At 69.5% G+C, this 20,837-nt stretch carries 23 protein-coding genes; 11 read left to right on the top strand and 12 right to left on the bottom strand.

The annotated features are described in order from the left end of the window. Positions 1-117 precede the first annotated feature (117 nt). On the bottom strand, positions 118-1,311 hold the full coding sequence (locus tag P0W64_RS13630) for a sulfite reductase subunit alpha (protein ID WP_275480737.1): 1,194 nt from the start codon (positions 1,309-1,311) through the stop codon (positions 118-120). A 74-nt stretch (positions 1,312-1,385) separates the two neighbouring features. Further along, positions 1,386-2,153, bottom strand: coding sequence for an ABC transporter permease (locus tag P0W64_RS13625; RefSeq protein ID WP_275480669.1), 768 nt, complete (start codon positions 2,151-2,153; stop codon positions 1,386-1,388). Between the two features lie 202 nt (positions 2,154-2,355). On the opposite strand from P0W64_RS13625, the gene gltB reads away from it, so the two are divergent. Beyond that, positions 2,356-6,966: a glutamate synthase large subunit gene (gltB, locus tag P0W64_RS13620; protein WP_275480668.1), complete on the top strand. Its 4,611-nt coding sequence runs from the start codon at positions 2,356-2,358 to the stop codon at positions 6,964-6,966. Continuing rightward, a complete protein-coding gene (locus P0W64_RS13615; protein ID WP_275480667.1) occupies positions 6,959-8,425 on the top strand; it encodes a glutamate synthase subunit beta in 1,467 nt (488 codons plus the stop codon). The genes gltB and P0W64_RS13615 overlap by 8 nt, the downstream gene beginning before the upstream one ends. A 75-nt stretch (positions 8,426-8,500) precedes the next feature. On the opposite strand, the gene P0W64_RS13610 is transcribed toward P0W64_RS13615, so the two are convergent. Both P0W64_RS13610 and P0W64_RS13605 read right to left on the bottom strand, forming a co-directional pair. Beyond that, positions 8,501-8,902, bottom strand: coding sequence for a PaaI family thioesterase (locus P0W64_RS13610; RefSeq protein ID WP_275480666.1), 402 nt, complete (start codon positions 8,900-8,902; stop codon positions 8,501-8,503). Continuing rightward, the gene (locus tag P0W64_RS13605; protein ID WP_275480665.1) at positions 8,899-9,264 is read right to left on the bottom strand and encodes a nuclear transport factor 2 family protein; all 366 of its coding nucleotides are present in this window, start codon (positions 9,262-9,264) and stop codon (positions 8,899-8,901) included. Before P0W64_RS13605 ends, P0W64_RS13610 begins: the two co-directional genes overlap by 4 nt. A 116-nt stretch (positions 9,265-9,380) precedes the next feature. On the opposite strand from P0W64_RS13605, the gene P0W64_RS13600 reads away from it, so the two are divergent. The 3 genes from P0W64_RS13600 to P0W64_RS13590 all read left to right on the top strand — a co-directional run bounded on the left by P0W64_RS13600 (position 9,381) and on the right by P0W64_RS13590 (position 10,827). Continuing rightward, positions 9,381-10,151, top strand: coding sequence for a helix-turn-helix transcriptional regulator (locus P0W64_RS13600; protein ID WP_275480664.1), 771 nt, complete (start codon positions 9,381-9,383; stop codon positions 10,149-10,151). 207 nt (positions 10,152-10,358) lie between these two features. Next, positions 10,359-10,505, top strand: coding sequence for a hypothetical protein (locus tag P0W64_RS13595; RefSeq protein WP_275480663.1), 147 nt, complete (start codon positions 10,359-10,361; stop codon positions 10,503-10,505). A gap of 16 nt (positions 10,506-10,521) precedes the next feature. After that, complete coding sequence (locus P0W64_RS13590) at positions 10,522-10,827, top strand: RNA-binding S4 domain-containing protein (RefSeq protein WP_343232860.1); 306 nt, start codon at positions 10,522-10,524, stop codon at positions 10,825-10,827. 29 nt (positions 10,828-10,856) lie between these two features. Here P0W64_RS13590 and rraA read toward each other — a convergent pair whose 3' ends face one another. Continuing rightward, a complete protein-coding gene (gene rraA, locus P0W64_RS13585; RefSeq protein ID WP_275480662.1) occupies positions 10,857-11,351 on the bottom strand; it encodes a ribonuclease E activity regulator RraA in 495 nt (164 codons plus the stop codon). 60 nt (positions 11,352-11,411) lie between these two features. Here rraA and P0W64_RS13580 point away from each other — a divergent pair, with 60 nt between their 5' ends. After that, positions 11,412-12,962 carry a succinic semialdehyde dehydrogenase gene (locus tag P0W64_RS13580; protein WP_275480661.1) on the top strand — a complete coding sequence of 517 codons (1,551 nt, stop codon included), beginning with the start codon at positions 11,412-11,414 and terminating at the stop codon, positions 12,960-12,962. Positions 12,963-12,986: 24 nt separating this feature from the next. On the opposite strand, the gene P0W64_RS13575 is transcribed toward P0W64_RS13580, so the two are convergent. Both P0W64_RS13575 and P0W64_RS13570 read right to left on the bottom strand, forming a co-directional pair. Next, positions 12,987-13,280 (bottom strand): MerR family transcriptional regulator, encoded by a 294-nt coding sequence (locus tag P0W64_RS13575; RefSeq protein WP_275480660.1) that lies wholly within the window; start codon positions 13,278-13,280, stop codon positions 12,987-12,989. Positions 13,281-13,394: 114 nt separating this feature from the next. Next, a complete protein-coding gene (locus P0W64_RS13570) occupies positions 13,395-13,709 on the bottom strand; it encodes a hypothetical protein (RefSeq protein ID WP_275480659.1) in 315 nt (104 codons plus the stop codon). 300 nt (positions 13,710-14,009) lie between these two features. Between P0W64_RS13570 and P0W64_RS13565 the strand changes: the two genes are divergently transcribed. The 4 genes from P0W64_RS13565 (at position 14,010) to P0W64_RS13550 (ending at position 15,658) form a co-directional block, all read left to right on the top strand. After that, entirely contained in the window at positions 14,010-14,165 is a 156-nt protein-coding gene (locus P0W64_RS13565; protein ID WP_275480658.1) for a DUF6131 family protein, read from the top strand. A gap of 61 nt (positions 14,166-14,226) precedes the next feature. After that, positions 14,227-14,427, top strand: coding sequence for a hypothetical protein (locus P0W64_RS13560; RefSeq protein WP_275480735.1), 201 nt, complete (start codon positions 14,227-14,229; stop codon positions 14,425-14,427). A 111-nt stretch (positions 14,428-14,538) separates the two neighbouring features. Then, positions 14,539-14,751, top strand: coding sequence for a CsbD family protein (locus P0W64_RS13555; protein WP_275480657.1), 213 nt, complete (start codon positions 14,539-14,541; stop codon positions 14,749-14,751). A 130-nt stretch (positions 14,752-14,881) separates the two neighbouring features. Then, positions 14,882-15,658 (top strand): DoxX family membrane protein, encoded by a 777-nt coding sequence (locus P0W64_RS13550; protein WP_275480656.1) that lies wholly within the window; start codon positions 14,882-14,884, stop codon positions 15,656-15,658. A 38-nt stretch (positions 15,659-15,696) separates the two neighbouring features. Here P0W64_RS13550 and P0W64_RS13545 read toward each other — a convergent pair whose 3' ends face one another. Genes P0W64_RS13545 through P0W64_RS13525 form a run of 5 tightly spaced genes read right to left on the bottom strand, consistent with a single transcriptional unit; the run spans position 15,697 to position 19,042 of the window. Continuing rightward, a complete protein-coding gene (locus P0W64_RS13545; RefSeq protein WP_275480655.1) occupies positions 15,697-16,629 on the bottom strand; it encodes a CopD family protein in 933 nt (310 codons plus the stop codon). Beyond that, entirely contained in the window at positions 16,626-17,123 is a 498-nt protein-coding gene (locus P0W64_RS13540; RefSeq protein ID WP_275480654.1) for a copper resistance protein CopC, read from the bottom strand. Before P0W64_RS13540 ends, P0W64_RS13545 begins: the two co-directional genes overlap by 4 nt. Then, positions 17,120-17,737: a YcnI family protein gene (locus tag P0W64_RS13535; protein WP_275480653.1), complete on the bottom strand. Its 618-nt coding sequence runs from the start codon at positions 17,735-17,737 to the stop codon at positions 17,120-17,122. Before P0W64_RS13535 ends, P0W64_RS13540 begins: the two co-directional genes overlap by 4 nt. Positions 17,738-17,780: 43 nt before the next feature. After that, positions 17,781-18,251 carry a hypothetical protein gene (locus P0W64_RS13530; RefSeq protein WP_275480652.1) on the bottom strand — a complete coding sequence of 157 codons (471 nt, stop codon included), beginning with the start codon at positions 18,249-18,251 and terminating at the stop codon, positions 17,781-17,783. Positions 18,252-18,253: 2 nt separating this feature from the next. Next, entirely contained in the window at positions 18,254-19,042 is a 789-nt protein-coding gene (locus P0W64_RS13525; RefSeq protein ID WP_275480734.1) for a DUF6474 family protein, read from the bottom strand. Positions 19,043-19,110: 68 nt separating this feature from the next. On the opposite strand from P0W64_RS13525, the gene P0W64_RS13520 reads away from it, so the two are divergent. Continuing rightward, positions 19,111-20,658 (top strand): TM0106 family RecB-like putative nuclease, encoded by a 1,548-nt coding sequence (locus P0W64_RS13520; protein WP_275480651.1) that lies wholly within the window; start codon positions 19,111-19,113, stop codon positions 20,656-20,658. Positions 20,659-20,837: the final 179 nt, after the last annotated feature.

Raw genomic sequence — 20,837 nt, 5'->3', positions numbered from 1 at the left:
ACGGTCGCGCGCCCCAGCGCGCGGCCCCGACCAGCCACGATCACGGGAACAGCCACGGTCGCCCGCTCGCGCTGTCCGCGGGTGGACGATCGCAGGGGAAGCCGTGGGGAGTGCGACTCACCACACGTCGCGCACGTACCTCTTGGCCTTCTTCAGATCCTTGATGTAGGTGGCAGCGGCGTCGGCGTCGAGCCCGCCCTGCTTGGCGACGATGTGGTGCAGCGCAGCGTCGACGTCGCGGGCCATGCGCTGGCCGTCGCCACAGACGTAGACGTGGGCGCCGTCCTGGAGCCAGGCCCAGAGCTCGGCGGCGCGGGCGAACATGCGGTCCTGGACGTAGATCTTCTCCGTCTGGTCACGCGAGAAGGCGAGATCGAGCTCGGTGAGAACGCCGTCGGCCTCGAACTGCGCGATCTCGTCGGCGTAGAGATAGTCGAAGGCGCGGTGCTGGTCCCCGAAGAACAACCAGTTGCCGCCCCGCGCACCGCGTTCGGCCCGTTCGTGCAGGAAACCGCGGAACGGCGCCAGCCCCGTGCCCGGGCCGATCATGATGGCGGCCGCATCGTCGCCGGGCAGGCGGAACGACTTGTTGGGCTGCGGGAACACGCCGATCGTCTCGGTGACGCCTGCGGCCTCGCCGTAGCGCGCAGGCGCCACGCCGGCGCGGTCCGCGAGGAACGTGGAGCAGACGCCGCCGTGCACCCGGTTGCCGCCGTGCCCCGTGTAGCGCACGGCGGCGACGGTGAGGTGCGCGCGCCCCGGATGCCGCAGTGGGCTCGACGAGATGGAGTAAGCGCGCGGCTGCAACGGTCGGAACACCTTCGCCAGCTCGACGGGGGTGAAGCGGACGGTGGGGCTCGCGTGGAGGAGGTCGAGAACGTCACGGCCCCAAAGAAAATGATGCAGCGCATCCTTGTCGCCGCGGTCCGTGACGTGGGCCAGCTCGGAGTCCGGGTCGCGCTCCGCCAGCGCCTTCATGAGCGAGCGGTGCGGCGTGGCGATCTCCCAGTCCCGAAGTAGCCGCTCGCGCAAGGGGACGCCGTCGACGTCGGTGTCCGGGTCCAGCTCTAGTGCGTCCAGGAGCGCCTGCACCAGCGCCGGCGGGTTGACCGGCAGCACCGCGAGCGCGTCGCCCGGCTGGTACTCGATTCCGCTGTCGCCGAGATCCAGCTCGAAGTGGTGGATCTCCTTCGAGCTGCCGGCCAGCGACAGCCGCCGGTTGACCAGAACCCGGGCCTGATAGGGCGAGCGCTTGCTCCAGCGGGGCGGCGCGGGCCGGTCGGGAGTGCTGTCGGTCGAGCTGGTCGGCATGGACACGATGTGTGGGACCTCCTCGTTCTTCGCCGGTCCAGACTATGCCTCGCCTGCCCTTTGCTCGTGGAGGCCTACGACGCGTCGTACCACCCGCGTGCCACGAACTGCGTGACGGCGACCAGTGCGATCGGGGAGTTCGCCAACAGCGCTATCAGGACGAAGAGCTGCATGAACCCTGCGTGTAGTGGCGATGCCCCGCCCAGGACCATGCCGACGAAGGCGCCGGGGATGGTCACGAGCCCGACGGTGCGCGTCTGATCCAGTGCGGGGATCAACGCGGTCGCGGCGCCCGAGCGGCACACCTCGAGCCGGATGAAGACGCCGTCGAGGCCCAGCGCGAGCCCCGCCTCCACCTCGCCGTGCCGTACCCGGAGCTCGTGCCGCGCGCGCTGACCCGCTAGTGCGGCGGTCGTCATCGCGCCGCCCATGACGATGCCCACGGTCGGGATGATCGCGATGCCGCGCGCGGGCACGACACCCGCCAGGGTGAGGGCGACGACGAGGGCGTTCGCGGGTACGGCGACGGCGAGGAGCGTCAGCCCCAGCGCCCGCGGGCCCGGCCGCCCGGCGGTGATCCGCGAGGCCGCGGTCCACGTCGCGGCGCACGACATGAGAGTGAGGAATGCGGCCGTCAGCCACAGGCTGCCGACGATGTAGCTGAGCACCGTCCCGAGGACCGTCAGCTGCACGGTCGCCCGGACGGACGCCCACGCGAGTTGCCGGGCGTGGCCCGTTTGCCCGAGCCACGCAACGCATGTGCCCGCCGCGACGAGCAGCACGAGGGCCACCACGAGGGGCGGGCCGAGCTCGAGCAGCTCCGAGGAGGACGCATCGGTCACGTGCGGAAGACTATCGGCCGCCCCGGGCGCTCGGCGTATCATTGCTGGTCACGGCGTTATTAGGCTGCCCTGAATTTTGCAAGGACGCTGGGTGATCTTTATCGTTCACAACACAGCCGACGACGCCTGCGGTGGCTCACCCATGCCACCAGGCACCTTGAAGACGTACCGCCGTGAGGCCCGCTGCGAAGGCAGGTTCGACATGACCAGTCGATTCACCCCACCAGGACCGCAAGGTCTGTACCACCCCGCGAACGAGCACGATTCGTGTGGTGTCGCCTTCGTCGTGGACATGCACGGCCGCAAGACCCGAGACATAGTGGACAAGGCGATCGCCGCCCTCGTCAACCTCGAGCATCGCGGTGCCGCGGGTGCGGAGCCCAACACGGGCGACGGCGCGGGCATCCTGATCCAGGTGCCGGACGCGTTCTTCCGCGCCGTCGTCGACTTCGAGCTCCCCACCGAGGGCGAGTACGCCACCGGCATCGCTTTCCTGCCGCAGGCCGCCGCGGAGGCGCAGGCCGCTTCGGAGGGCGTCGAGCGCATCGTCGCCGAGGAGGGCATGCGGGTGCTCGGCTGGCGCGAGACGCCCACCGATGAGACCTCGCTGGGCGCGCTCGCGCGCGATGCGCTGCCGACGATGCGCCAGGTCTTCATCACCGGCGACGATTCGACCGGCGAGGCGCTCACCGGTCTCGAGCTCGAGCGCCGCTGCTTCGTGATCCGCAAGCGCGTCGAGCGGGAGCTGGGCACCGACGGCGCCGGCGCAGGGGCCGAGGGCTCCGAGACCGTGTACTTCCCGTCGCTGAGCGGCGCGACGTTCGTCTACAAGGGCATGCTCACGACGCCGCAGCTGCGCGGCTTCTTCCTCGACCTGCAGGACGAGCGCGTCACGTCCGCGCTCGGTCTCGTGCACTCGCGGTTCTCCACCAACACGTTCCCGTCGTGGCCGCTGGCGCACCCATACCGGCGCGTCGCCCACAACGGCGAGATCAACACGGTGAACGGCAACGAGAACTGGATGCGGGCCCGCGAGGCGCTCATCGACGCCTCGATGTTCGGCGAGGGCGCCGAGGAGAAGATCTTCCCGGTCTGCACTGAGGGCGGCTCCGACACCGCGCGTTTCGACGAGGTGCTCGAACTGCTGCACCTCGGCGGCCGGCCGCTGCCGCATGCGGTCCTGATGATGATCCCGGAGGCGTGGGAGCGCCATCAGGATATGGACCCGGCGCGGCGCGCGTTCTACGAGTACCACTCGTCGCTCATGGAGCCCTGGGACGGTCCGGCGTCGGTGTGTTTCACCGACGGCACCGTCATCGGCGCGGTCCTCGACCGCAACGGCCTCCGTCCGTCGCGCATCTGGGTGACGAAGGACGGCATCGTCGTGCTCGGCTCCGAGGTGGGTGTGCTCGACGTGCCGCACAGTGACGTCGTGTTCAAGTCGCGGTTGCAGCCGGGACGGATGTTCCTGGTGGACACGTCGCAGGGCCGCATCGTGTCCGACAAGGAGATCAAGGACGAGCTCGCGGCCGCCGAGCCGTATCGCGAGTGGCTCGACGAGGGCCTGCTGCATCTGGACGAGCTGCCGGATCGCCCGCACCCCGTGATGCCGCACGATCGGGTCACCCAGCGGCAGCAGATGTTCGGGTTCACCACCGAGGAGGTGAACCTGCTCCTCACGCCGATGGCGAAGACCGGTGCCGAGGCTATCGGCTCGATGGGCACCGACACCCCCATCGCGGTCCTGTCGCTGCGCCCGCGACTGATGTTCGACTACTTCTCGCAGCTCTTCGCTCAGGTCACCAACCCGCCGCTGGACGCCATTCGGGAGGAGATCGTCACAGCGCTGGGCGGCACCGTCGGGTCCGAGTCGGATCTGCTGCACCCCTCGGCGGTGAGCTGTCGCCAGATCCTGCTGCCGCAGCCGATCCTCGACAACGACGATCTGATCAAGCTCGTCAAGGTCAACGACGACGGCAACCTGCCGGAGTTCCGCTCCGTCGTCATCCCCGGCCTGTACCCGGTCGCGGAGGGCGGGCAGGGCCTGCGTGAGGCGATCGAGACGGTCCGTACGCAGGTCTCCGAGGCCATCGCGGGCGGCGCGCGGCTGATCATCCTGTCCGACCGCAACTCGGACCGGCTGCTCGCGCCTATCCCGTCACTGCTGCTCACCTCGGCCGTGCACCAGCACCTGGTGCGCGAGAAGACCCGCACGCAGGTCGGCCTGATCGTCGAGGCCGGCGATGCTCGCGAGGTGCACCACATGGCCGCGCTGATCGGCTTCGGCGCCGCGGCGGTCAATCCGTACATGGCGTTCGCCACCATCGAGGACATGATCCGCGGCGGCGAACTGCCCGGTCTCTCGCAGGAGAAGGCCGTCGCGAACTACGTGAAGGCCGCCGGTAAGGGCGTGCTGAAGGTGATGTCCAAGATGGGCATCTCCACGCTCGCGTCGTACACGGGCGCGCAGTTGTTCCAGGTGATCGGCCTGTCGCAGGAGGTCTGCGACGAGTACTTCACGGGAATGCAGTCCCAGCTCGACGGTGTCGGGCTCGACGAGATCGCCGCGGATGTGGCGGCCCGGCACAAGCGCGCCATGGGCGACCGCCCGGAGGAGCTGGCCCACCGTGAGCTCGAGGTGGGCGGTGAGTACCAGTGGCGCCGCGAGGGCGAGTACCACCTGTTCAACCCGGAGACGGTGTTCAAGCTGCAGCACTCGACCCGCACCGGCCAGTACTCCGTCTTCAGGGAGTACACGACGCTGGTCAACGATCAGAGCAAGCGCATGGCCTCGCTGCGCGGCCTGTTCGAGTTCCGCTCGGATCGCCGACCCGTGCCACTCGAGGAGGTCGAACCCGCCACCGAGATCGTCAAGCGGTTCTCGACCGGCGCGATGAGCTTCGGCTCGATCTCGGCCGAGGCGCACGAGACCCTCGCGATCGCGATGAACCGCCTCGGCGGCCGCTCCAACTCCGGTGAGGGCGGGGAGGATCCCGCGCGGTTCACGCCCGACGAGAACGGCGACCTGCGCCGGTCCGCGATCAAGCAGGTGGCCTCGGGCCGGTTCGGCGTCACGTCGCACTACCTGAGCAACTGCACCGACATCCAGATCAAGATGGCGCAGGGTGCCAAGCCCGGTGAGGGTGGGCAGCTGCCGCCGCACAAGGTGTACCCGTGGGTCGCCGAGGTTCGCGGTTCGACGCCGGGCGTCGGCCTCATCTCGCCGCCGCCGCACCACGACATCTACTCGATCGAGGATCTGGCGCAGCTGATCCACGACCTGAAGAACGCCAACCCCCAGGCTCGGGTCCACGTCAAGCTCGTCTCCGAGCTGGGCGTCGGCACCGTCGCCGCAGGTGTGTCCAAGGCGCACGCGGATGTCGTGCTCATCTCGGGGCACGACGGTGGCACGGGCGCGACCCCGCTCACCTCGATGAAGCACGCGGGAGCGCCGTGGGAGATCGGCCTCGCCGAGACGCAGCAGACGCTGCTGCTCAACGGCCTTCGCGACCGCATCGTCGTCCAGGTGGACGGACAGCTCAAGACCGGCCGGGACGTGGTGGTCGCCGCGCTGCTGGGCGGCGAGGAGTTCGGCTTCGCCACGGCGCCGCTCGTGGTGTCGGGCTGCATCATGATGCGGGTCTGCCACCTCGACACCTGCCCCGTGGGCGTCGCGACCCAGAACCCGGTGCTGCGTCGCCGCTTCAACGGCAAGCCCGAGTTCGTCGAGAACTTCATGCTGTTCATCGCCGAGGAGGTGCGCGAACTGCTCGCCGAGCTGGGTTTCCGCAGCCTGCAGGAGGCCGTCGGCCAGTCGCAGCTGTTGAACACCGAGAAGGCGCTCGAGCACTGGAAGGACGCGAAGGCCGGCACGCTGGACCTCGCCCCGATCCTCGCGCAGGTGGAGTCACCCTTCATGAACCAGGATCTGTACTGCTCCGGCAAGCAGGACCACTCCCTGGACAAGGCGCTGGACCAGCAGCTCATCGCGCAGGCGCGCGAGGCGCTCGACAAGGGCGTCGCGGTCGCCTTCGACTCGGAGATCTCCAACGTCAACCGCACCGTCGGCACGATGCTGGGCCACGAGGTCACCAAGGCGTACGGCTTCGAGGGGCTGCCCGACGACACCATCTCGATCACGTTCCGCGGTAGCGCCGGCAACAGCTTCGGCGCGTTCGTGCCCACCGGCATGACGCTCCGGCTGTTCGGCGACGCCAACGACTTCGTGGGCAAGGGCTTGTCCGGCGGCCGAATCATCGTCCGCCCGGCCGAGGACGCCCCCGAGGGCTTCGTGGCCGAGGACAACATCATCGCGGGCAACGTGATCCTGTTCGGCGCCACCAGGGGCGAGCTCTTCCTGCGCGGAGTCGCGGGCGAGCGCTTCGCAGTCCGCAACTCGGGCGCGACCGCCGTCGTCGAGGGCGTGGGCGACCACGGTTGCGAGTACATGACGGGTGGCCGCGTGCTGGTGCTCGGCAAGACCGGCCGCAACTTCGGTGCCGGCATGTCGGGTGGCATCGCGTACGTGTACAACCCGGGCGAGACCTTCGCGCGGGACCTGAACACCGAGCTCGTAGATCTCGAGTCACTCGACGAGGCCGACAAGGAGTTCGTGCATAAGCTGGTGCAGAAGCACTACGACCACACCGGCTCGGAGGTCGCGCAGCGGATCCTGGCCGGCTGGAGCCGGGAGAAGCGCCTGTTCGCGAAGGTGATGCCGCGCGATTACAAGCGCGTTCTGACGGCAATCGCGCGTGCCGAGCTCGACGGCCGCAACGTCGACGATGCAGTGATGGAGGCCGCTCGTGGCTGATTACCAGGGATTTCTCAAGCACACCTCGCGTGAGCTGCCGGTGCGTCGGCCGGTCCCGCTGCGCCTGCTGGACTGGAAGGAGGTGTACAAGCCGTTCGAGCGGCAGACCCTGCAGAAGCAGGCTTCGCGCTGCATGGACTGCGGCATCCCGTTCTGCCACAACGGATGTCCGCTCGGAAACCTGATTCCGGAGTGGAACGACCTGGTCTACAAGGATCGGTGGCGCGACGGGATCGAGCGTCTGCACGCGACCAACAACTTCCCGGAGTTCACCGGGCGGCTGTGTCCCGCCCCCTGCGAGTCGTCCTGCGTCCTCGGCATCAACCAGGACCCGGTCACCATCAAGCAGGTCGAGGTCGAGCTGATCGACCGCGCCTTCGACGAGGGCTGGGTCTCTCCGCAGCACCCGACCACGCTGACCGGTAAGAAGGTGGCCGTCGTCGGGTCCGGTCCGGCCGGGCTCGCCGCCGCGCAGCAGCTGACGCGCGGGGGCCACACGGTGACGGTGTACGAGCGTGCAGACCGCATCGGCGGCCTGCTGCGTTACGGCATACCCGAGTTCAAGATGGAGAAGCGGCATATCGATCGTCGCCTCGCCCAGATGAACGCCGAGGGCACCGTGTTCAAGGCCGGCGTCAACGTGGGTGTCGACGTGACTGCCTCGGAGCTGCGCTCGGACTTCGACGCGATCGTTCTGGCCAACGGCTCGACCACGGGACGGGACCTGCCTATCCCGGGTCGCGAGCTGGACGGCATCCACCAGGCCATGGAGTACCTCCCGTGGGCGAACAGGGTGCAGCACGGTGACGACGTCGTCGACGAGGACGGCCTGCCGCCGATCCACGCGAAGGGCAAGAAGGTCATCATCATCGGCGGCGGTGACACCGGTGCCGACTGCCTGGGGACCGCGTTGCGGCAGGACGCCGAGAGCGTGCACCAGTTCGAGATCATGCCCATGCCGCCGCGCTCGCGCGCCGAGTCGACGCCGTGGCCGCTGTACCCGCTGATGTACCGCGTCTCGTCCGCCCACGAGGAGGGTGGCGAGCGCGTCTACTCGGTCAACACCGAGGCGTTCGCGGGCGAGGACGGTCACGTCACCGGCCTGCGTGCGCACGAGGTCGAGATGAAGTCCGGGAAGTTCGAGAAGGTCGAGGGCTCCGACTTCGAGCTCGAGGCCGACCTCGTGCTGCTGGCGATGGGCTTCACCGGTCCGGAGCGCGGCGACCTGCTGGACGAGCTGGGCGTCGAGTACACCGACCGCGGCAACGTCAAGCGCGACGAGGACTTCCAGACCACGGTGCCCGGCGTCTTCGTGGCCGGCGACGCGGGGCGCGGCCAGTCGCTCATCGTGTGGGCCATCGCCGAGGGCCGCAGCGCCGCGGCAGCGGTAGACCAGTTTCTGATGGGCTCGACCGCGTTGCCCGCGCCGATCGAGCCGACGACGGCGCCGCAGCGCTAGCTGGACCCGTTCCCGTAACGCCGCCGCCCCACCTGCTCAGGCATGCGGGGCGGCGGCGTCACGACTATGCCGGTGTCAACGGACCGTGAGCACCTGCTGGGTGGCGAGGGTCGTCGTCAGAGGTCTCCCGGCATCGTCGGCGATGGTCGTCTGGACGACGATGACCTGCCGCCCGATCTTGATCGGCGTGGCGGTCGCGGTGAGCGTGCCTGCCGTCGCGGCGCTCAGGAAACTCGTGGTCGACGACGTGGTGGCCGTCCCGGTACCTTTCGGCAGATTGAGGAACGCGAGCACCGCGCCCGCGCAGTCGGCGAGCGTCATCAGCGCGCCGCCGTGCACAGCGCCGCCCGCCGTGGTGAGTTCGGGCCGATACGCGAGACTGCACACGACGCGCCTCGGGGTCGCCTCCGTTGCGGCGATGCCTAGCGTGGCGGCGAAGGGCATCAGCGCCGCGACCTCGATCGAGCCGTCGTTCATGCAGGCACCCTGTCGAGGAATCCTGCGACGCTGGTGATCCGGTCGGCGTCGTCGACCGTGATCACGTCGAAGCCCACGACCGGCGGCTCGGCTCCCGCGGGCCCGAGTGCCCACTGGAAGCGGACGTGGCGGTGGTGCGCATCCGGCTCGCCGACGAGCGAGAAGACGAAGCCCGGGAACTGCTCGTGCACGCCGCCGACGAGGGCGCCGATCTCGTCGGGTCCGGCGACGTCGGCGAGTGGGTCCGTGTAGGTCGCATCGGGGGCCCAGTGGTCGGCGAGGAGGGCGGCGCGGGTCTGGGGGTCGGTGGCGTTCCAGGTATCGAGGTAGGCCCCGACGATGGTGTGCGCGATGGCGTTCATGGTTTCTCCCGGTGTCTCGTGGATCGGTCGGGTCGATTGTGCGGTGGCGGCGTGACCACGCGCGATTACGCCCGACGTAATGGCCGCATGTACCCGCACGCGGCTACTGTCGGGCGATGACGACGACAGAGGTGGGCGGGCTGCTGCGCGCGTGGCGGCAGCGTCGGCGGCTGAGCCAGCTCGAACTGTCGTCCCGTGCAGAGGTCAGCGGGCGGCACCTCAGCTTCGTCGAGACGGGCCGGTCACGGCCGAGCCCCGACATGATCCTGCGCCTCGCGGAGCATCTCGACGTGCCCCTGCGCGAGCGGGACGCCCTGCTGCTCGCGGGCGGTTATGCTCCCAGGTTCGCCTCGAGCGCAGCACCGGACGGCGCCGTGCTCGCATCGTTCCGCGCGCTGCTCGACGCCCACATGCCGTATCCGGCCGTGCTGCTCGACCGGTACTGGGACCTGGTCGATGCGAATCCGGGGGTCGCGCCGTTCCTCGCTGGATGCGCGGCGCATCTGCTGGAGCCGCCGGTCAACGTGGTGCGCCTGAGCCTGCACCCCGAGGGGCTGGCACCGCGGATCGTCGGTGCGGCGGCGTGGCGCGCGCAGTTGCTGCAGCAGGTGGCGGCGCGGGCGGATCGGACGGCGGATCCGCGGCTGTTCGCGCTGCTCGAGGAGTGCCGCGGCTACGCGATAGCGGACGGCGATGCGCCGGCGCCGCCCTCCGGGCCTGTGCTCGAGCTGGTCGTCCGTGCCGACGACGGTGCGCCGTTGCGCCTGTTCACCGTGGCGAGCGAGGTGCTGACGCCGAACGACGTCACCGTCGACGAGCTGCACCTCGAGACGTTCCTCCCGGCAGACGACGAGACGCGTCGGCGGCTCGCCGAGGCGGGCACGTGATCTTCGTCGCGAAACCCCTCGTCGGGTAACGCATCGGCGCGCCTAACCGATGAAAGAGGTGTGAAGCGCGATACTCATGTGACAGCAGTGACGCGTCGGATGTGTGCTCTGTCACGAGAGGTCATGACCTGTAGACGGAGCCGGTCCAGCCAAGTACATTTGTGATACTGAACTCGCCGCCAGAACCGTTAAATCTCGGAGCCAGCCGTGAAACTGACCGCACCCGGACGTACCGACCACCGCACCGCGAATCTTCCGCTGACCCGGCTGCGCACGCGCAAGCTGGTCCGCACCCTCGCCGAGGACTCCGAACGGCTCGTGACCCCCGCCGAGATCCGCGCACTTCGTACCTAGAGGGATAATCGATGGCGTGACGAACCCCATCGATGTGTCCATTCGGGACGAGGCCATCCAGCTCGGCCAGTTCCTCAAGCTGTCCGGCCTGGTCGACTCGGGTTCGGACGCCAAATTCCTGATCGCCGACGAGCGGGTCCGCGTCAACGATGCGATGGAGACCCGGCGCGGTCGGCGGCTCGTCCCCGGCGACGTCGTATCCCTGCTGGGCCGCGAGGCGCGTGTGGTCCAGTCCGATGACGGTGCCGTGCCCGAGGCCGACGACGACGTCACCCCCGTCCCGCCCGCGCCCGAGAAGAAGAAGCGCCGCTGGCGCCGCTAGGGCGCCACGGCACCTCCCCGGTGCGAGCGTTACCGCGCTAGCAGGACGATCCCGTCGTCGTCGCTGTACAGGTCGTCACCGGGAGTGAACGTGACTCCACCGAACGTGACGGGCACGTCCCGCTCGCCGAGGCCCGATTTCGACGACTTGCGCGGATTCGTACCCAGCGCCTTCACACCGAACTCCATCGTGCCGATCACCGCGGAGTCCCGGATCGCGCCGAACACGATCACGCCGGCCCAGCCGTTGGACCGCCCGAGTTCCGCGATGAGATCGCCGACCAGCGCGGTGTGCAGGGAGGGCTCGCCCTCGGCGCTACCGTCGATCACCAGCACGCGGCCCTCACCGGGTTCGCCCAGCACGGACTTCAGCAGCGCGTTGTCCTGCCAGCACTTGACCGTCGCCACCGGACCGGCGAACTGCCTCCGGCCCCCGAACTGACGAAACTGCGTATCGCAGCTGCGCACGTCGGGGCCGATCTCGTCGACCAGGTCTGCGGTAGGGGTGAATTCGACTGCGGTCATGCCCTGGATCGTAGACCGAGCGCTATTGAGTGACCGTCAACAGGCGGGTACTCTGGCCACATGCCAGCACCGACACAGGCCACGTTCGACCGCCTGCGAGCCCTCGCCGCCATCGACACCCCCGAGTCCCGGGAGTCTCGCGACATCCTCGAGGCGTTCACTGGCGAGACCATCGCCACGGTTCCCATCGGCACCGAGAAGGACGTCGAGGTCGCATTCACCCGTGCCCGTGCGGCGCAGAAGGACTGGGCCGAGCGCCCCGCCAGGGAGCGGGCGAAGGTGTTGGTGCGCTTCGCCGATCTGGTCAACTCCCGTCGCGACGAGCTCGTCGACATGATCCAGGCCGAGACCGGCAAGGCCCGCCAGTACGCCCAGGAGGAGACGCTCGACGTCGCCATGACCGCGCGCTGGTACGGCAAGAACGCCCCGCGGCTGCTCGACGAGAAGTCGGTATCCGGCATGCTTCCCGTTTTCACGACGACGCGGGTGCGGTACCAGCCCAAGGGCGTCATCGGCGTCATCTCGCCGTGGAACTACCCGCTCACCCTGGCGGTGTCGGATGCGGTCGCGGCGCTGGCAGGCGGCAACGCCGTCGTCCTCAAGCCGGACAGCCAGACCCCGTTCTGTGCGCTCGCCGCCGCCGAGCTGCTCTACCAGGCAGGGCTGCCCCGCGACCTGTTCGCGGTCGTCCCCGGCCCGGGCGGCAAGGTCGGCACCGCGATCGTGGAAGCCTGCGACTACCTGATGTTCACGGGTTCGTCCGCTACCGGCGCGACGCTGGCCGAGCAGTGCGGCCGCCGACTGATCGGCTTCTCGGCGGAGCTCGGCGGAAAGAACCCCATGATCGTCACCGCCGACGCGCCCGTCGAGCACACCGCCGACGGGGCCGCGCGCGCCTGCTTCTCCAACTCCGGGCAGCTGTGCATCTCGATCGAGCGCATCTACGTGGAGCGTCCCGTGGCCGAGGCGTTCACGCGTGCCTTCGCGGATCGGGTGGCGCGGCTCCCGGTCGGCCCCGGATACGACTTCGCCAACGAGATGGGTTCCCTCGCGTCCCAGGCGCAGATCGATACCGTCGCCGCGCATGTCGACGACGCCGTCGCCAAGGGCGCGACGGTCGTCGCCGGCGGCAAGGCACGCCCGGACCTCGGCCCGTTCTTCTACGAGCCGACGGTGCTGGCGGACGTCACGGACGACATGACCTGCTACGCCACGGAGACCTTCGGCCCGCTCGTCTCCATCTATCCCGTCGACTCGGTCGATGAGGCCGTCGAGCGCGCCAACGACACCGAATACGGTTTGAATGCAAGCGTTTTCGCGGGTAGTGCGAAGCAGGCGCAGGCGATCGCGGAGCGCGTCGACGCCGGGACGGTGAACATCAACGAGGGGTACGCCGCGGCCTGGGGCTCCACCGCAGCGCCGATGGGCGGCATGGGCATCAGCGGCGTCGGCCGCAGGCACGGCGCCGAGGGCATCCTGAAGTACATGGAGGCGAAGACCATCGCGCGTCAGCGGGTCATCGGCCTGGGCGGCGTGAAATACGTGCCGCGCAACCTCTTCCTCAACCTGGTGCCGGAGATCGTCAAGAACCTCAAGTACATCGGGCGCTAGTTCCCGCTCGTTGCACTGTTCGTCCTACGGGCGGCGTTCCCTGTGGAGCCGTCTCCGCAGGGCGGCACACTCCTCCTCGAGCGCCAGGATCCGCTCTACGCCGGGCAGGTTGACGCCGTCGTCGACGAGCGCTGCGATGCGCCGGATGCGCTCTATATCGCGGTCGCTGTAGCGGCGCGTGCCGCCCGCGGAGCGCGCCGGCAGGATCAGGTTCCGCCGCTCGTAGAGGCGAAGTGTCTGCGGCCCCACATCCGTCAGCTCGGACGCGACAGAGATGCTGTACAGGCCTCGCTCGCGGACCACGCCGGTCGTCGACATCGTCGGCCTCCGTCCTCGGCTGCGTCGCTCACGGTCATCGGCCCGGCGACCGCGCCGCGGGCCGAACCGATGGTACGTCACCGCCTCCGTCCACGAGGTGCGCCGCGTCACCTGTCAGGGCAGGTCCGCCATGGCCGCGTCGTAGGCGTCGATGAGCCAGCTCGCCGTCCGGGCGGCGAGCAGCCGGGGAGCCGCACCGCCGGGCGTGTGCTCGAAGACCTGGACCCGCCAGGACTCGACAGCATCGGCGTCGGGCGGATCACCGGGTTCGTTCGTCCGTATCGCGGTGAGGTAGCGATCGGGCCCGATGTCGACGCGTAAAGCGCTGCGGCCGTTGATGTCTGTGAAGCGCGGGACGAGCAGGGTGGCCATGGTGAGCGCCCGGACGGCGTCCGCGTAGGCCTCGGTGTGATCAGGCGTGGGCTGCACGGCGGATTCTCGATTCTGCTCGGCGACGATCGCAGGTCGCGGCCGTGGTCTCAGCCCTGCTCGCCAGGATACGGGAGGGTCTCGGCTATTGACATGAATCGATACTCGCGACTAGCGTAAATCTATAGTGACAACCATAGATTTTCGGACCAGGAGTCGACATGGCGCGTTCCATGGACAGGGGATCCGAGTTCGATGACGCTCCTCCGCTTCTGTTGCATCCACGAAGCGGGATGGTGATTCTGATGTTGCTTCTCGTGTTGTCGCCTCCGATGTTCGTTCTTCTATAGGAGGTCGGCGATGATTATTCTCGGCGCGCTTCTCATGCTTGCAGGATTCCTGCTCCAGATTCCGGTGCTGTGGTCGATCGGGATCGTTCTTCTTGTGATCGGGGTGATTCTCTTCATCCTCGGGTCGATCGGCCGCTCGGTCGGCGGCAGGCGCCATTACTACTGAACGGCGGGGCCGAACGCCTACAGCGGTGTACCGATGGGAGTCGAGGATGGTCAGAGGCGGAGTGCGGTGGCTTACCGTGATCGTTGTGATCTGGCTGGTGATCGGCGCGATCGCGGCCGTCCAGCGCGGGTACTTCACGAGCAGCGCACAGAACTGCGCCGGCGCGGCCACGATCGCAGTGACCGTGGTCGCGGGGCCGCTCAACTACGTGGGTCTCAATCCCAAGGTGACCTCGTGCAACGTCCCCAAGCCGAGTCCCTGAGGCCGGTGGGTGGGTGGCGTCGCGAGATTCCGGTGGGTAAGGTCGATCGCGATCCCTAAGACGGCGGGGGTCGACAGATATCACGTACTCGACGCGAGGAGATGATGTCCTGTGGGAATCGCCGATGATGCCCAGAACAAGGCCGAGGATCTGAAGGGGCGCGTCAAGGAGGCGGCAGGGGCCGCCACTGACGACCGGGATCTGAAGGCAGAGGGCCAGGGAGATCAAGCGAATGCCTCTGTGAAGCAGAAGGTGACGGACGCCGCCGATAAGGTGAAGGACGGCGTCGATTCGGTGAAGGATAAGTTCACCGGCAACAACTGATCCGATTCGGCGGCGGGAGAATCGCATTCTCCCGCCGCCGAGCCGCATTCTTTTGCGTACTCGTGTGTACGTGTGCTTTTGTATGTCCGAAATCGCCGGTAATCCTCTCGATCCTCAGGAGTGAATTCTTATGATTCGTCGTATCGCCAGGCCGCTACTGGGCTCGTACTTCGTCTACAACGGGGTCACGGGACTGACCCGCGGGCCGGAACGTGCCGCGGAGGCGGCACGGCCGCTCGTCGAGAAGGCGACCGCGAGCCTTCCCGACTCCGAGCTCGTCCCGGAGGACCCCCGAGTGTGGGTTCGGGTCAATTCGGGTGTGCAGCTCGGCGGCGGGTTGCTGCTCGCGACGGGGCGCTTCCCGCGCGTCGCATCGCTCGCGCTGGCGGCCTCGCTGGTGCCGACCACCGCGGTCGAGAACCAGTTCTGGAACGAGGACGACCCCACCGCAGCACGTGAGCAGCAGGTCCGGCTACTCAAGGATCTGTCCCTGCTGGGTGGCCTGCTCATCGCCGGCTTCGACACCGAGGGCCGTCCCGGCGTCGCATGGCGGACCCGGCGCGCAGCCGACCGGGCGAGGTCGCGCGTCGCCGGCGCAGTCGAGTCCGTCAAGGGCGGCTCCGACGACCAGCCCGGCTGGGCCGAGCGCGCTGGCGCCCGGCTCTCGGAGGTCGCCGAGCAGACCGCGCCGGTGGTCTCGGATGCAGCGGCAGCCGGTGCGGAGCGGATATCCGAGCTGACGTCGGCCGGTGCCGAGACGGCACGACGTCAGGCGCCCGTCGTCGCCGAGCGCGCACGTCGGCTCCGGGACAGCGCTGAGCGCGTGGGGCGGGACGTTGCTGCGCAGGCGTCCGACGTAGCCGCCCAGGCCTCCGAGCGCGCGAGGGCGGCCGCTGCCGACCGGTGATCCGCCGTTGCGGGCTGCGCGCCGCCGCGGGCTGACCCTCAGGCGGTGAGCGAGAGGCTCGCCGCGAGGCCGAACGCGACGGTGATCGCGCCGACCTCCAGTATCGCGCGGAGCATCGACGCCTTCTCATCGATGCCCCACGCCTTCTCATCGATGCCCCGCCGTGATGCTGCGGCCAGCCACGTGCGGCGTTGGTGCCATCCGAGGCCCACGAGCAATACGAGCACGAGGAGTTTCGCGATCGCCACGCGTAGGTAGGCGGCGCCGAAGTCGGTGCTGTGCAGCAGTGCCGACGTCACGCCGGTCGCACCGACCAGAGCGACCGCCCACAGCGCGAGCGATGAGAAGCGCGGCAGTGCCTGCGCCCATTGCCCGCGTCCGCGCAATACCAGCGCCATCGCCGCCAGGGTGCCGCACCACCATGCGGCGGCGGCGACGTGTGCGCTCACGAGGATCGATCCGACGTCGGTGAGCGACAGGTGCCCCGTCGCGGGCCCGGCTATGAGCCCCAGTACGGCGAGGGGCACCGCAACGGTCGGCGCGGGTGCAGACGATCCGCGCAGCAGTACCACGGCCGCCCAGAGTGCCAGGACCAGCGCGACGACCGTCGACAGCACCACGCCCGCGCCGGAGCGCACGACGTCGGCGAGGGCGCCGACGTCGACCCGCAGCACAGACACCCCGACCCGCTGTGCGGCGGACACAGCTGTCTGAGCCGCGCCTCCCGCGGCCCACAGACCGGCGACGACGGCCAGTGGCGCGAGGCATCGGTCACCCGTCGTCGCCCGGTCCTCCGTGAGCAGCGGTAGCGCGGCGAGCCCCAGCGTCAGCATCCCTGCCAGGTCCGCGACGAGGCGCACCCACACCGCGATGTCGTGCGCGCCGCCGAGCGCCGCGGCGAGCAGCACGCCCGTGATTCCGAGAGCGCCCGCCGCAGCGGCGAGCGCCGCCGGGGCCGACGGGGATCTCACCTACCGCCCCGCGCGCGACGTACCGCGAACACGACGACGCACACGAGTACCACCACAGCGCCGGCGGCGAAGGGCCACACCGGGATCCCGTGGTGTTCCGCCGCGCGGGCGACAGGCCTGCCGCCCGCGTCGCGCGTCAGCGTGAACTGCGAGCTGCCGGTCACCACATGCCCGTCGGCGGAGGTGACCCTGTACCGCATCGTGTAGACGCCGGCACCGCCCAACTGGGCGATCGGTGTCGACAGGATCGCCCCGTGAATGGTCGCCGACCCCGTGTTCCATTGTGACGCAACAGCACCCGGGCCGGTGACCGTCAGGGCCTCGCCGCCCTCGGTGAGGCCTTCGTTGAAGGTGATGGACACCTGGTGGGGCGGGAGGTCCACCTTCGCGCCCTTGGCCGGCGAGAACGAGACCGGGATCGAATGCGCCTGCGCCGTGGGCGCGGACAGGACACACAGGAGGGCGGCCACTACGACGGCCAGTGCGGACCTCATGCCGCGCGGCGCAGCGCGAGGGCGCCGAGCGCGAGTCCGATGAGGCCCGCGACCAGTCCGGCGGCGCCTAGCCACCGCGCCGTCGCATCCGAATTCCCTTTCGCTGCAGTCGATCCGGCGGCGCCGAGCACGACCGACGGGGCGGGATGCTCCGGCTCGGTAGCGCCGGGGGCCTGCTTCTGGTCCCAGGCCACGACGGTGCCGTCCGCATACTTCTGCGTAGCAGGGAAATCCACCGACGCGGCCGAGGGCAGCGGCCCGACTCGCAGCACGAACATGCCGAACTGGTCCCTGCCGATCCCCGGACTGCCGGGGTCGACGGTCCATGTGACCGAGGTGGGTACACCGTCGGCGCTGCGGGTGAGGACCGAGTGCCACCCCGCGACGGGCGCGGTCATGGCCGACTTGACGGGGGGTAGCTTGACCGTGAGTTCGGTTGTGGGGCTGCCCGTCTCCGACTCATTGGGAACCTTGAACGTGAGCAGGGCGGTCTTGCCCGGTGTGGTCGTCGACGAGTCGACTGTGACGTGCGCCGAGGCCGTGGGGGCGACGACGAGCAGGACGGCTCCGGCGAGCGCGCTCGCCGACGCCGCCCGAGTGATCAGGCGATGCATTGTGAGGGTTCTTTCTCGGGTTCGTGTGAAGGACGGAGGGATCTCACACGAACGGGGGAGCGCGGCTCGACACCGGGCGGGCGCGCCGGGTTCGTACCGGGCCCGAGGCGGACACCACCGGGATGAGCGGAGGTGCGAGGGAGGGTCGAAGGCCCCCGAGCAGGGCCGCGACCACGGCGAGGTGGGCCGCGGCCGACGTGCCGAAGCGGTCCGCGAGTGTGATGACGGTAACGGTGACGAGCCCGGCTGCGGAGTGCAGCACAGCCATCCGCAACGGGTCGCCCATGTGGCCGCCGCATGTTGCGAGCAGTAGGTGTACCGCCAGCTGGCCGGCGCCGAAGACGCCGGTGAGCCCCCACACCGACCGCACCCGCGCGGCGACTGCGCCCACGAGCACGGCGACCACAGCGACCATCGGGATACGCCCGTCAGGAACGGGCATCCCCGCGGCAGCGGCGTGCGCGGTCACGGCCAGGGCCGCGGTCCCGGCGCCCGCGGCCGCGCCACGCAGCATCGTCAGGGAGTGACGCCGAGGCGGTTCAGCAGATCCGCCTCGATACCGTCGAGCTCGCGCGCGACTGCGGAGTGTGCTGTGCGGCGGCGTGCGGTCGGCATCGATTCGGAGGTGCTGACCGCGGCGGTCAGGTCGTCGAGCCGCTTGGAGACGGAGTCTGTGAAGGCCTTGGTCTCAGCGTCGGGATGCGTGGCGGTGAGCTTGTCCAGCGATCCGCGGGCGGCCGTGACGCGCGCGGCGAGGGTGCCGCCGTGGCCCGAGTACTGCGCGACCTCGGCGACCGGCACGCCCAGACGGCTCGCCCGCTTGGCGTCCAGCTGGGTGCGCGCCACCGTCGCCGCCCGGTACGCCATGGGCACGACGACCGGGGCGAGCAGGCGACCCGTCGAGATGTAGCGCTTGATCCGCGCCTCCGACAGGAGCTTTCCGTCGACCGCAGCCTTCGCGTTGGTCTCAGCGATCTTCAGCTCGTTCTTATCGGACTTGTCCTGCATCTTCGCGATGATCTTGGCGCGCGTCAGATCCGTCTTGGCCAGCGACTTGTCCTTCTTGGTGACGGACTTGTCCTTCTTCGACAGGCTCTTCGCCGCGGACTTGTTCTGCTTGGCTGCCGCCTTCGCCGCGGACTTCTCCTGCTTGGCGGCGGCCTTCGCTGCAGCCCTGTACTGCTTCGCCTCGTTCTTCGCTGCGAGCCGGGCTTCGAGCTTGGCCTTGGCCTTGAGCGCGTCGGCCTCGGCGCGACGCTGCGCGCGACTGCTCTTCGGCTTCTTCTTGCTGCGGAACAATCCCATCGGGTACACGTCCTTCGCGAGAGGTCTCGGTGCTGGGTACAGCATCGCATATCCGATAATGGCCTCTAGTGGATACCTCAGCAGCGAAGTCGGTCTCGGCCCGCGCGCTCACCGGGTGCCGGCACCGGCTGGCGCTCGAGGCGCGGGCCGACCCAGCGGCCCTCACCCCCGATCCGGGTGCGGTCCTGCGCCAGGAGGCCGCCGCCGCGCACCGCGCAGCGGTACGGGATCGGCTCGCCGCATCGGCTCCTTTGGCCGTCATCGCGCCCGGCCCCGACGCTCTCGCCCGCACCCGCGCCGCGATCGCCGACCGCGTGCCGCGCATCTGGGGAGCGGCCCTTCCCCGCGTGAACGGGCGCTCGGGTCACGTCGAGCTGCTGCAATGGGTCGGCGACGGCTATGTGCCAGTTCTCGTGGTGGGCCACAAGGTGCTCGACCGCGGCTCAGGGGCGCTGATCTCGGCGATCGACCGCTGGGATCCCGCTCCCGACGATGCCGTCAAGCCCCGCGGCCATCGGGGCGACGCGATGCGCCTCGCACACCTCACACGCATGCTCCAGGACACAGGCGCGGCCTCGTCATCGCTACTCGGCGGCGTGATCGGTGTCGACGGCGAGAGGCTCCTCGTCCAGGACGTCGAGCCGTTGCTGCAGGGCTACGACGAGCGCTTCGCCGACCGGCTCGCGATCCTGCGCGGTGAGGTGGCGACCGCGCCGTCGCGCATCGCGGAGTGCCGTCGCTGCCCGTGGTGGCCGCAGTGCGAGGCAGAGCTCTCCGCGAAGCGGGACGTCGGCCTGGTCGCCGATCAGACGTCCGCCCGCGCGCTCGCAGGGGTGGGTGTGGTCACCGTCGACGGTCTGGCCGCCTACGACGGACCTGCCCCCGAGGACCTTCTCGTCCCCCTCCGCGACCTGCAGGCCCTGGCCCGCGCGTGGATCGCGGGGGTGACGCTGGTGCGGCGCATCCCCGAGGTGCGCGTGCGCCGCGCCGACGTCGAGGTCGACGTGGACATGGAGAGCTTCGGTGAGGACGGCGCCTACCTGTGGGGTACCTGGCTTCGGCGAGACGGCCTCGATCTGGGCTACCTGTCCTTCGTCACGTGGGATCCGGTACCCACCCGTGACGAGGCACGGTCGTTCGGGGCGTTCTGGAGCTGGCTCATGGACCGCCGCGCGGAGGCGCACGCATCGGGCCGCACGTTCGCCGCGTACTGCTACTCGCAGCAGGCGGAGAACAAGTGGCTGCTGGCGTCGGCGGACCGGTTCGCGGGTGAGCCCGGCGTTCCGACGCGGCGTGCGGTGGAGGAGTTCATCGCGTCGCCCGAATGGGTCGACATGTTCGTGGCCGTGGGCGACTCGTTCCTGTCGCTCGTGGGCCGCGGGCTCAAGAAGGTCGCTCCCGCAGCAGGTTTCGCGTGGCGCGATCCTGAGGCCGGGGGCGAGGCGTCCATGGCGTGGTACCTGATCGCGTCCGGACGAGAGCCCGGGCACGACGATGCCGAGCGGGCCGGTCAGCGCGAGCGCATCCTGCAGTACAACGAGGACGACGTGCGCGCAACGCGGACGCTGCGCGAGTGGATGTGCAGCGCCGCGATGGACGCGCTACCCGTCGTCTGACCGCCGTCAGCTGCTGCGCGCCTCGGCCGCCTTGCGCATCGCGTCGATGAACGACGCGCTGCCCAGGAGGGCCACGGCGCCGAACATGGCGATGATCGCGGGCGCGAGGTCGGTGGCCGTCGACAGCACTTGGCGCGCCGCGACGAGGGCGCCGCCCTCGGCTTCGGCCGGCGTGCCGC

The sequence above is a fragment of the Tsukamurella sp. 8F genome, from assembly GCF_029167375.1.
GTDB lineage: Bacteria > Actinomycetota > Actinomycetes > Mycobacteriales > Mycobacteriaceae > Tsukamurella.
The sequence above is the reverse complement of the archived record's forward strand: the minus strand, read 5'-3'. Positions and strand labels throughout refer to the sequence as shown.

What these genes read in the sequence shown, in the direction of transcription:
- P0W64_RS13575 (WP_275480660.1), bottom strand. Translation starts at nt 13,280, where the DNA reads ATGTCGACGACCGGCGTGGTCCGCGAGCGAGGCCTGTACAGCATCTCT.
- rraA (WP_275480662.1), bottom strand. Translation starts at nt 11,351, where the DNA reads ATGACCGCAGTCGAATTCACCCCTACCGCAGACCTGGTCGACGAGATC.
- P0W64_RS13600 (WP_275480664.1), top strand. Translation starts at nt 9,381, where the DNA reads ATGACGACGACAGAGGTGGGCGGGCTGCTGCGCGCGTGGCGGCAGCGT.
- P0W64_RS13550 (WP_275480656.1), top strand. Translation starts at nt 14,882, where the DNA reads ATGATTCGTCGTATCGCCAGGCCGCTACTGGGCTCGTACTTCGTCTAC.
- P0W64_RS13525 (WP_275480734.1), bottom strand. Translation starts at nt 19,042, where the DNA reads ATGGGATTGTTCCGCAGCAAGAAGAAGCCGAAGAGCAGTCGCGCGCAG.
- P0W64_RS13535 (WP_275480653.1), bottom strand. Translation starts at nt 17,737, where the DNA reads ATGCATCGCCTGATCACTCGGGCGGCGTCGGCGAGCGCGCTCGCCGGA.
- P0W64_RS13530 (WP_275480652.1), bottom strand. Translation starts at nt 18,251, where the DNA reads ATGCTGCGTGGCGCGGCCGCGGGCGCCGGGACCGCGGCCCTGGCCGTG.
- P0W64_RS13610 (WP_275480666.1), bottom strand. Translation starts at nt 8,902, where the DNA reads ATGAACGACGGCTCGATCGAGGTCGCGGCGCTGATGCCCTTCGCCGCC.
- gltB (WP_275480668.1), top strand. Translation starts at nt 2,356, where the DNA reads ATGACCAGTCGATTCACCCCACCAGGACCGCAAGGTCTGTACCACCCC.
- P0W64_RS13630 (WP_275480737.1), bottom strand. Translation starts at nt 1,311, where the DNA reads ATGCCGACCAGCTCGACCGACAGCACTCCCGACCGGCCCGCGCCGCCC.
- P0W64_RS13540 (WP_275480654.1), bottom strand. Translation starts at nt 17,123, where the DNA reads ATGAGGTCCGCACTGGCCGTCGTAGTGGCCGCCCTCCTGTGTGTCCTG.
- P0W64_RS13580 (WP_275480661.1), top strand. Translation starts at nt 11,412, where the DNA reads ATGCCAGCACCGACACAGGCCACGTTCGACCGCCTGCGAGCCCTCGCC.
- P0W64_RS13565 (WP_275480658.1), top strand. Translation starts at nt 14,010, where the DNA reads ATGATTATTCTCGGCGCGCTTCTCATGCTTGCAGGATTCCTGCTCCAG.
- P0W64_RS13605 (WP_275480665.1), bottom strand. Translation starts at nt 9,264, where the DNA reads ATGAACGCCATCGCGCACACCATCGTCGGGGCCTACCTCGATACCTGG.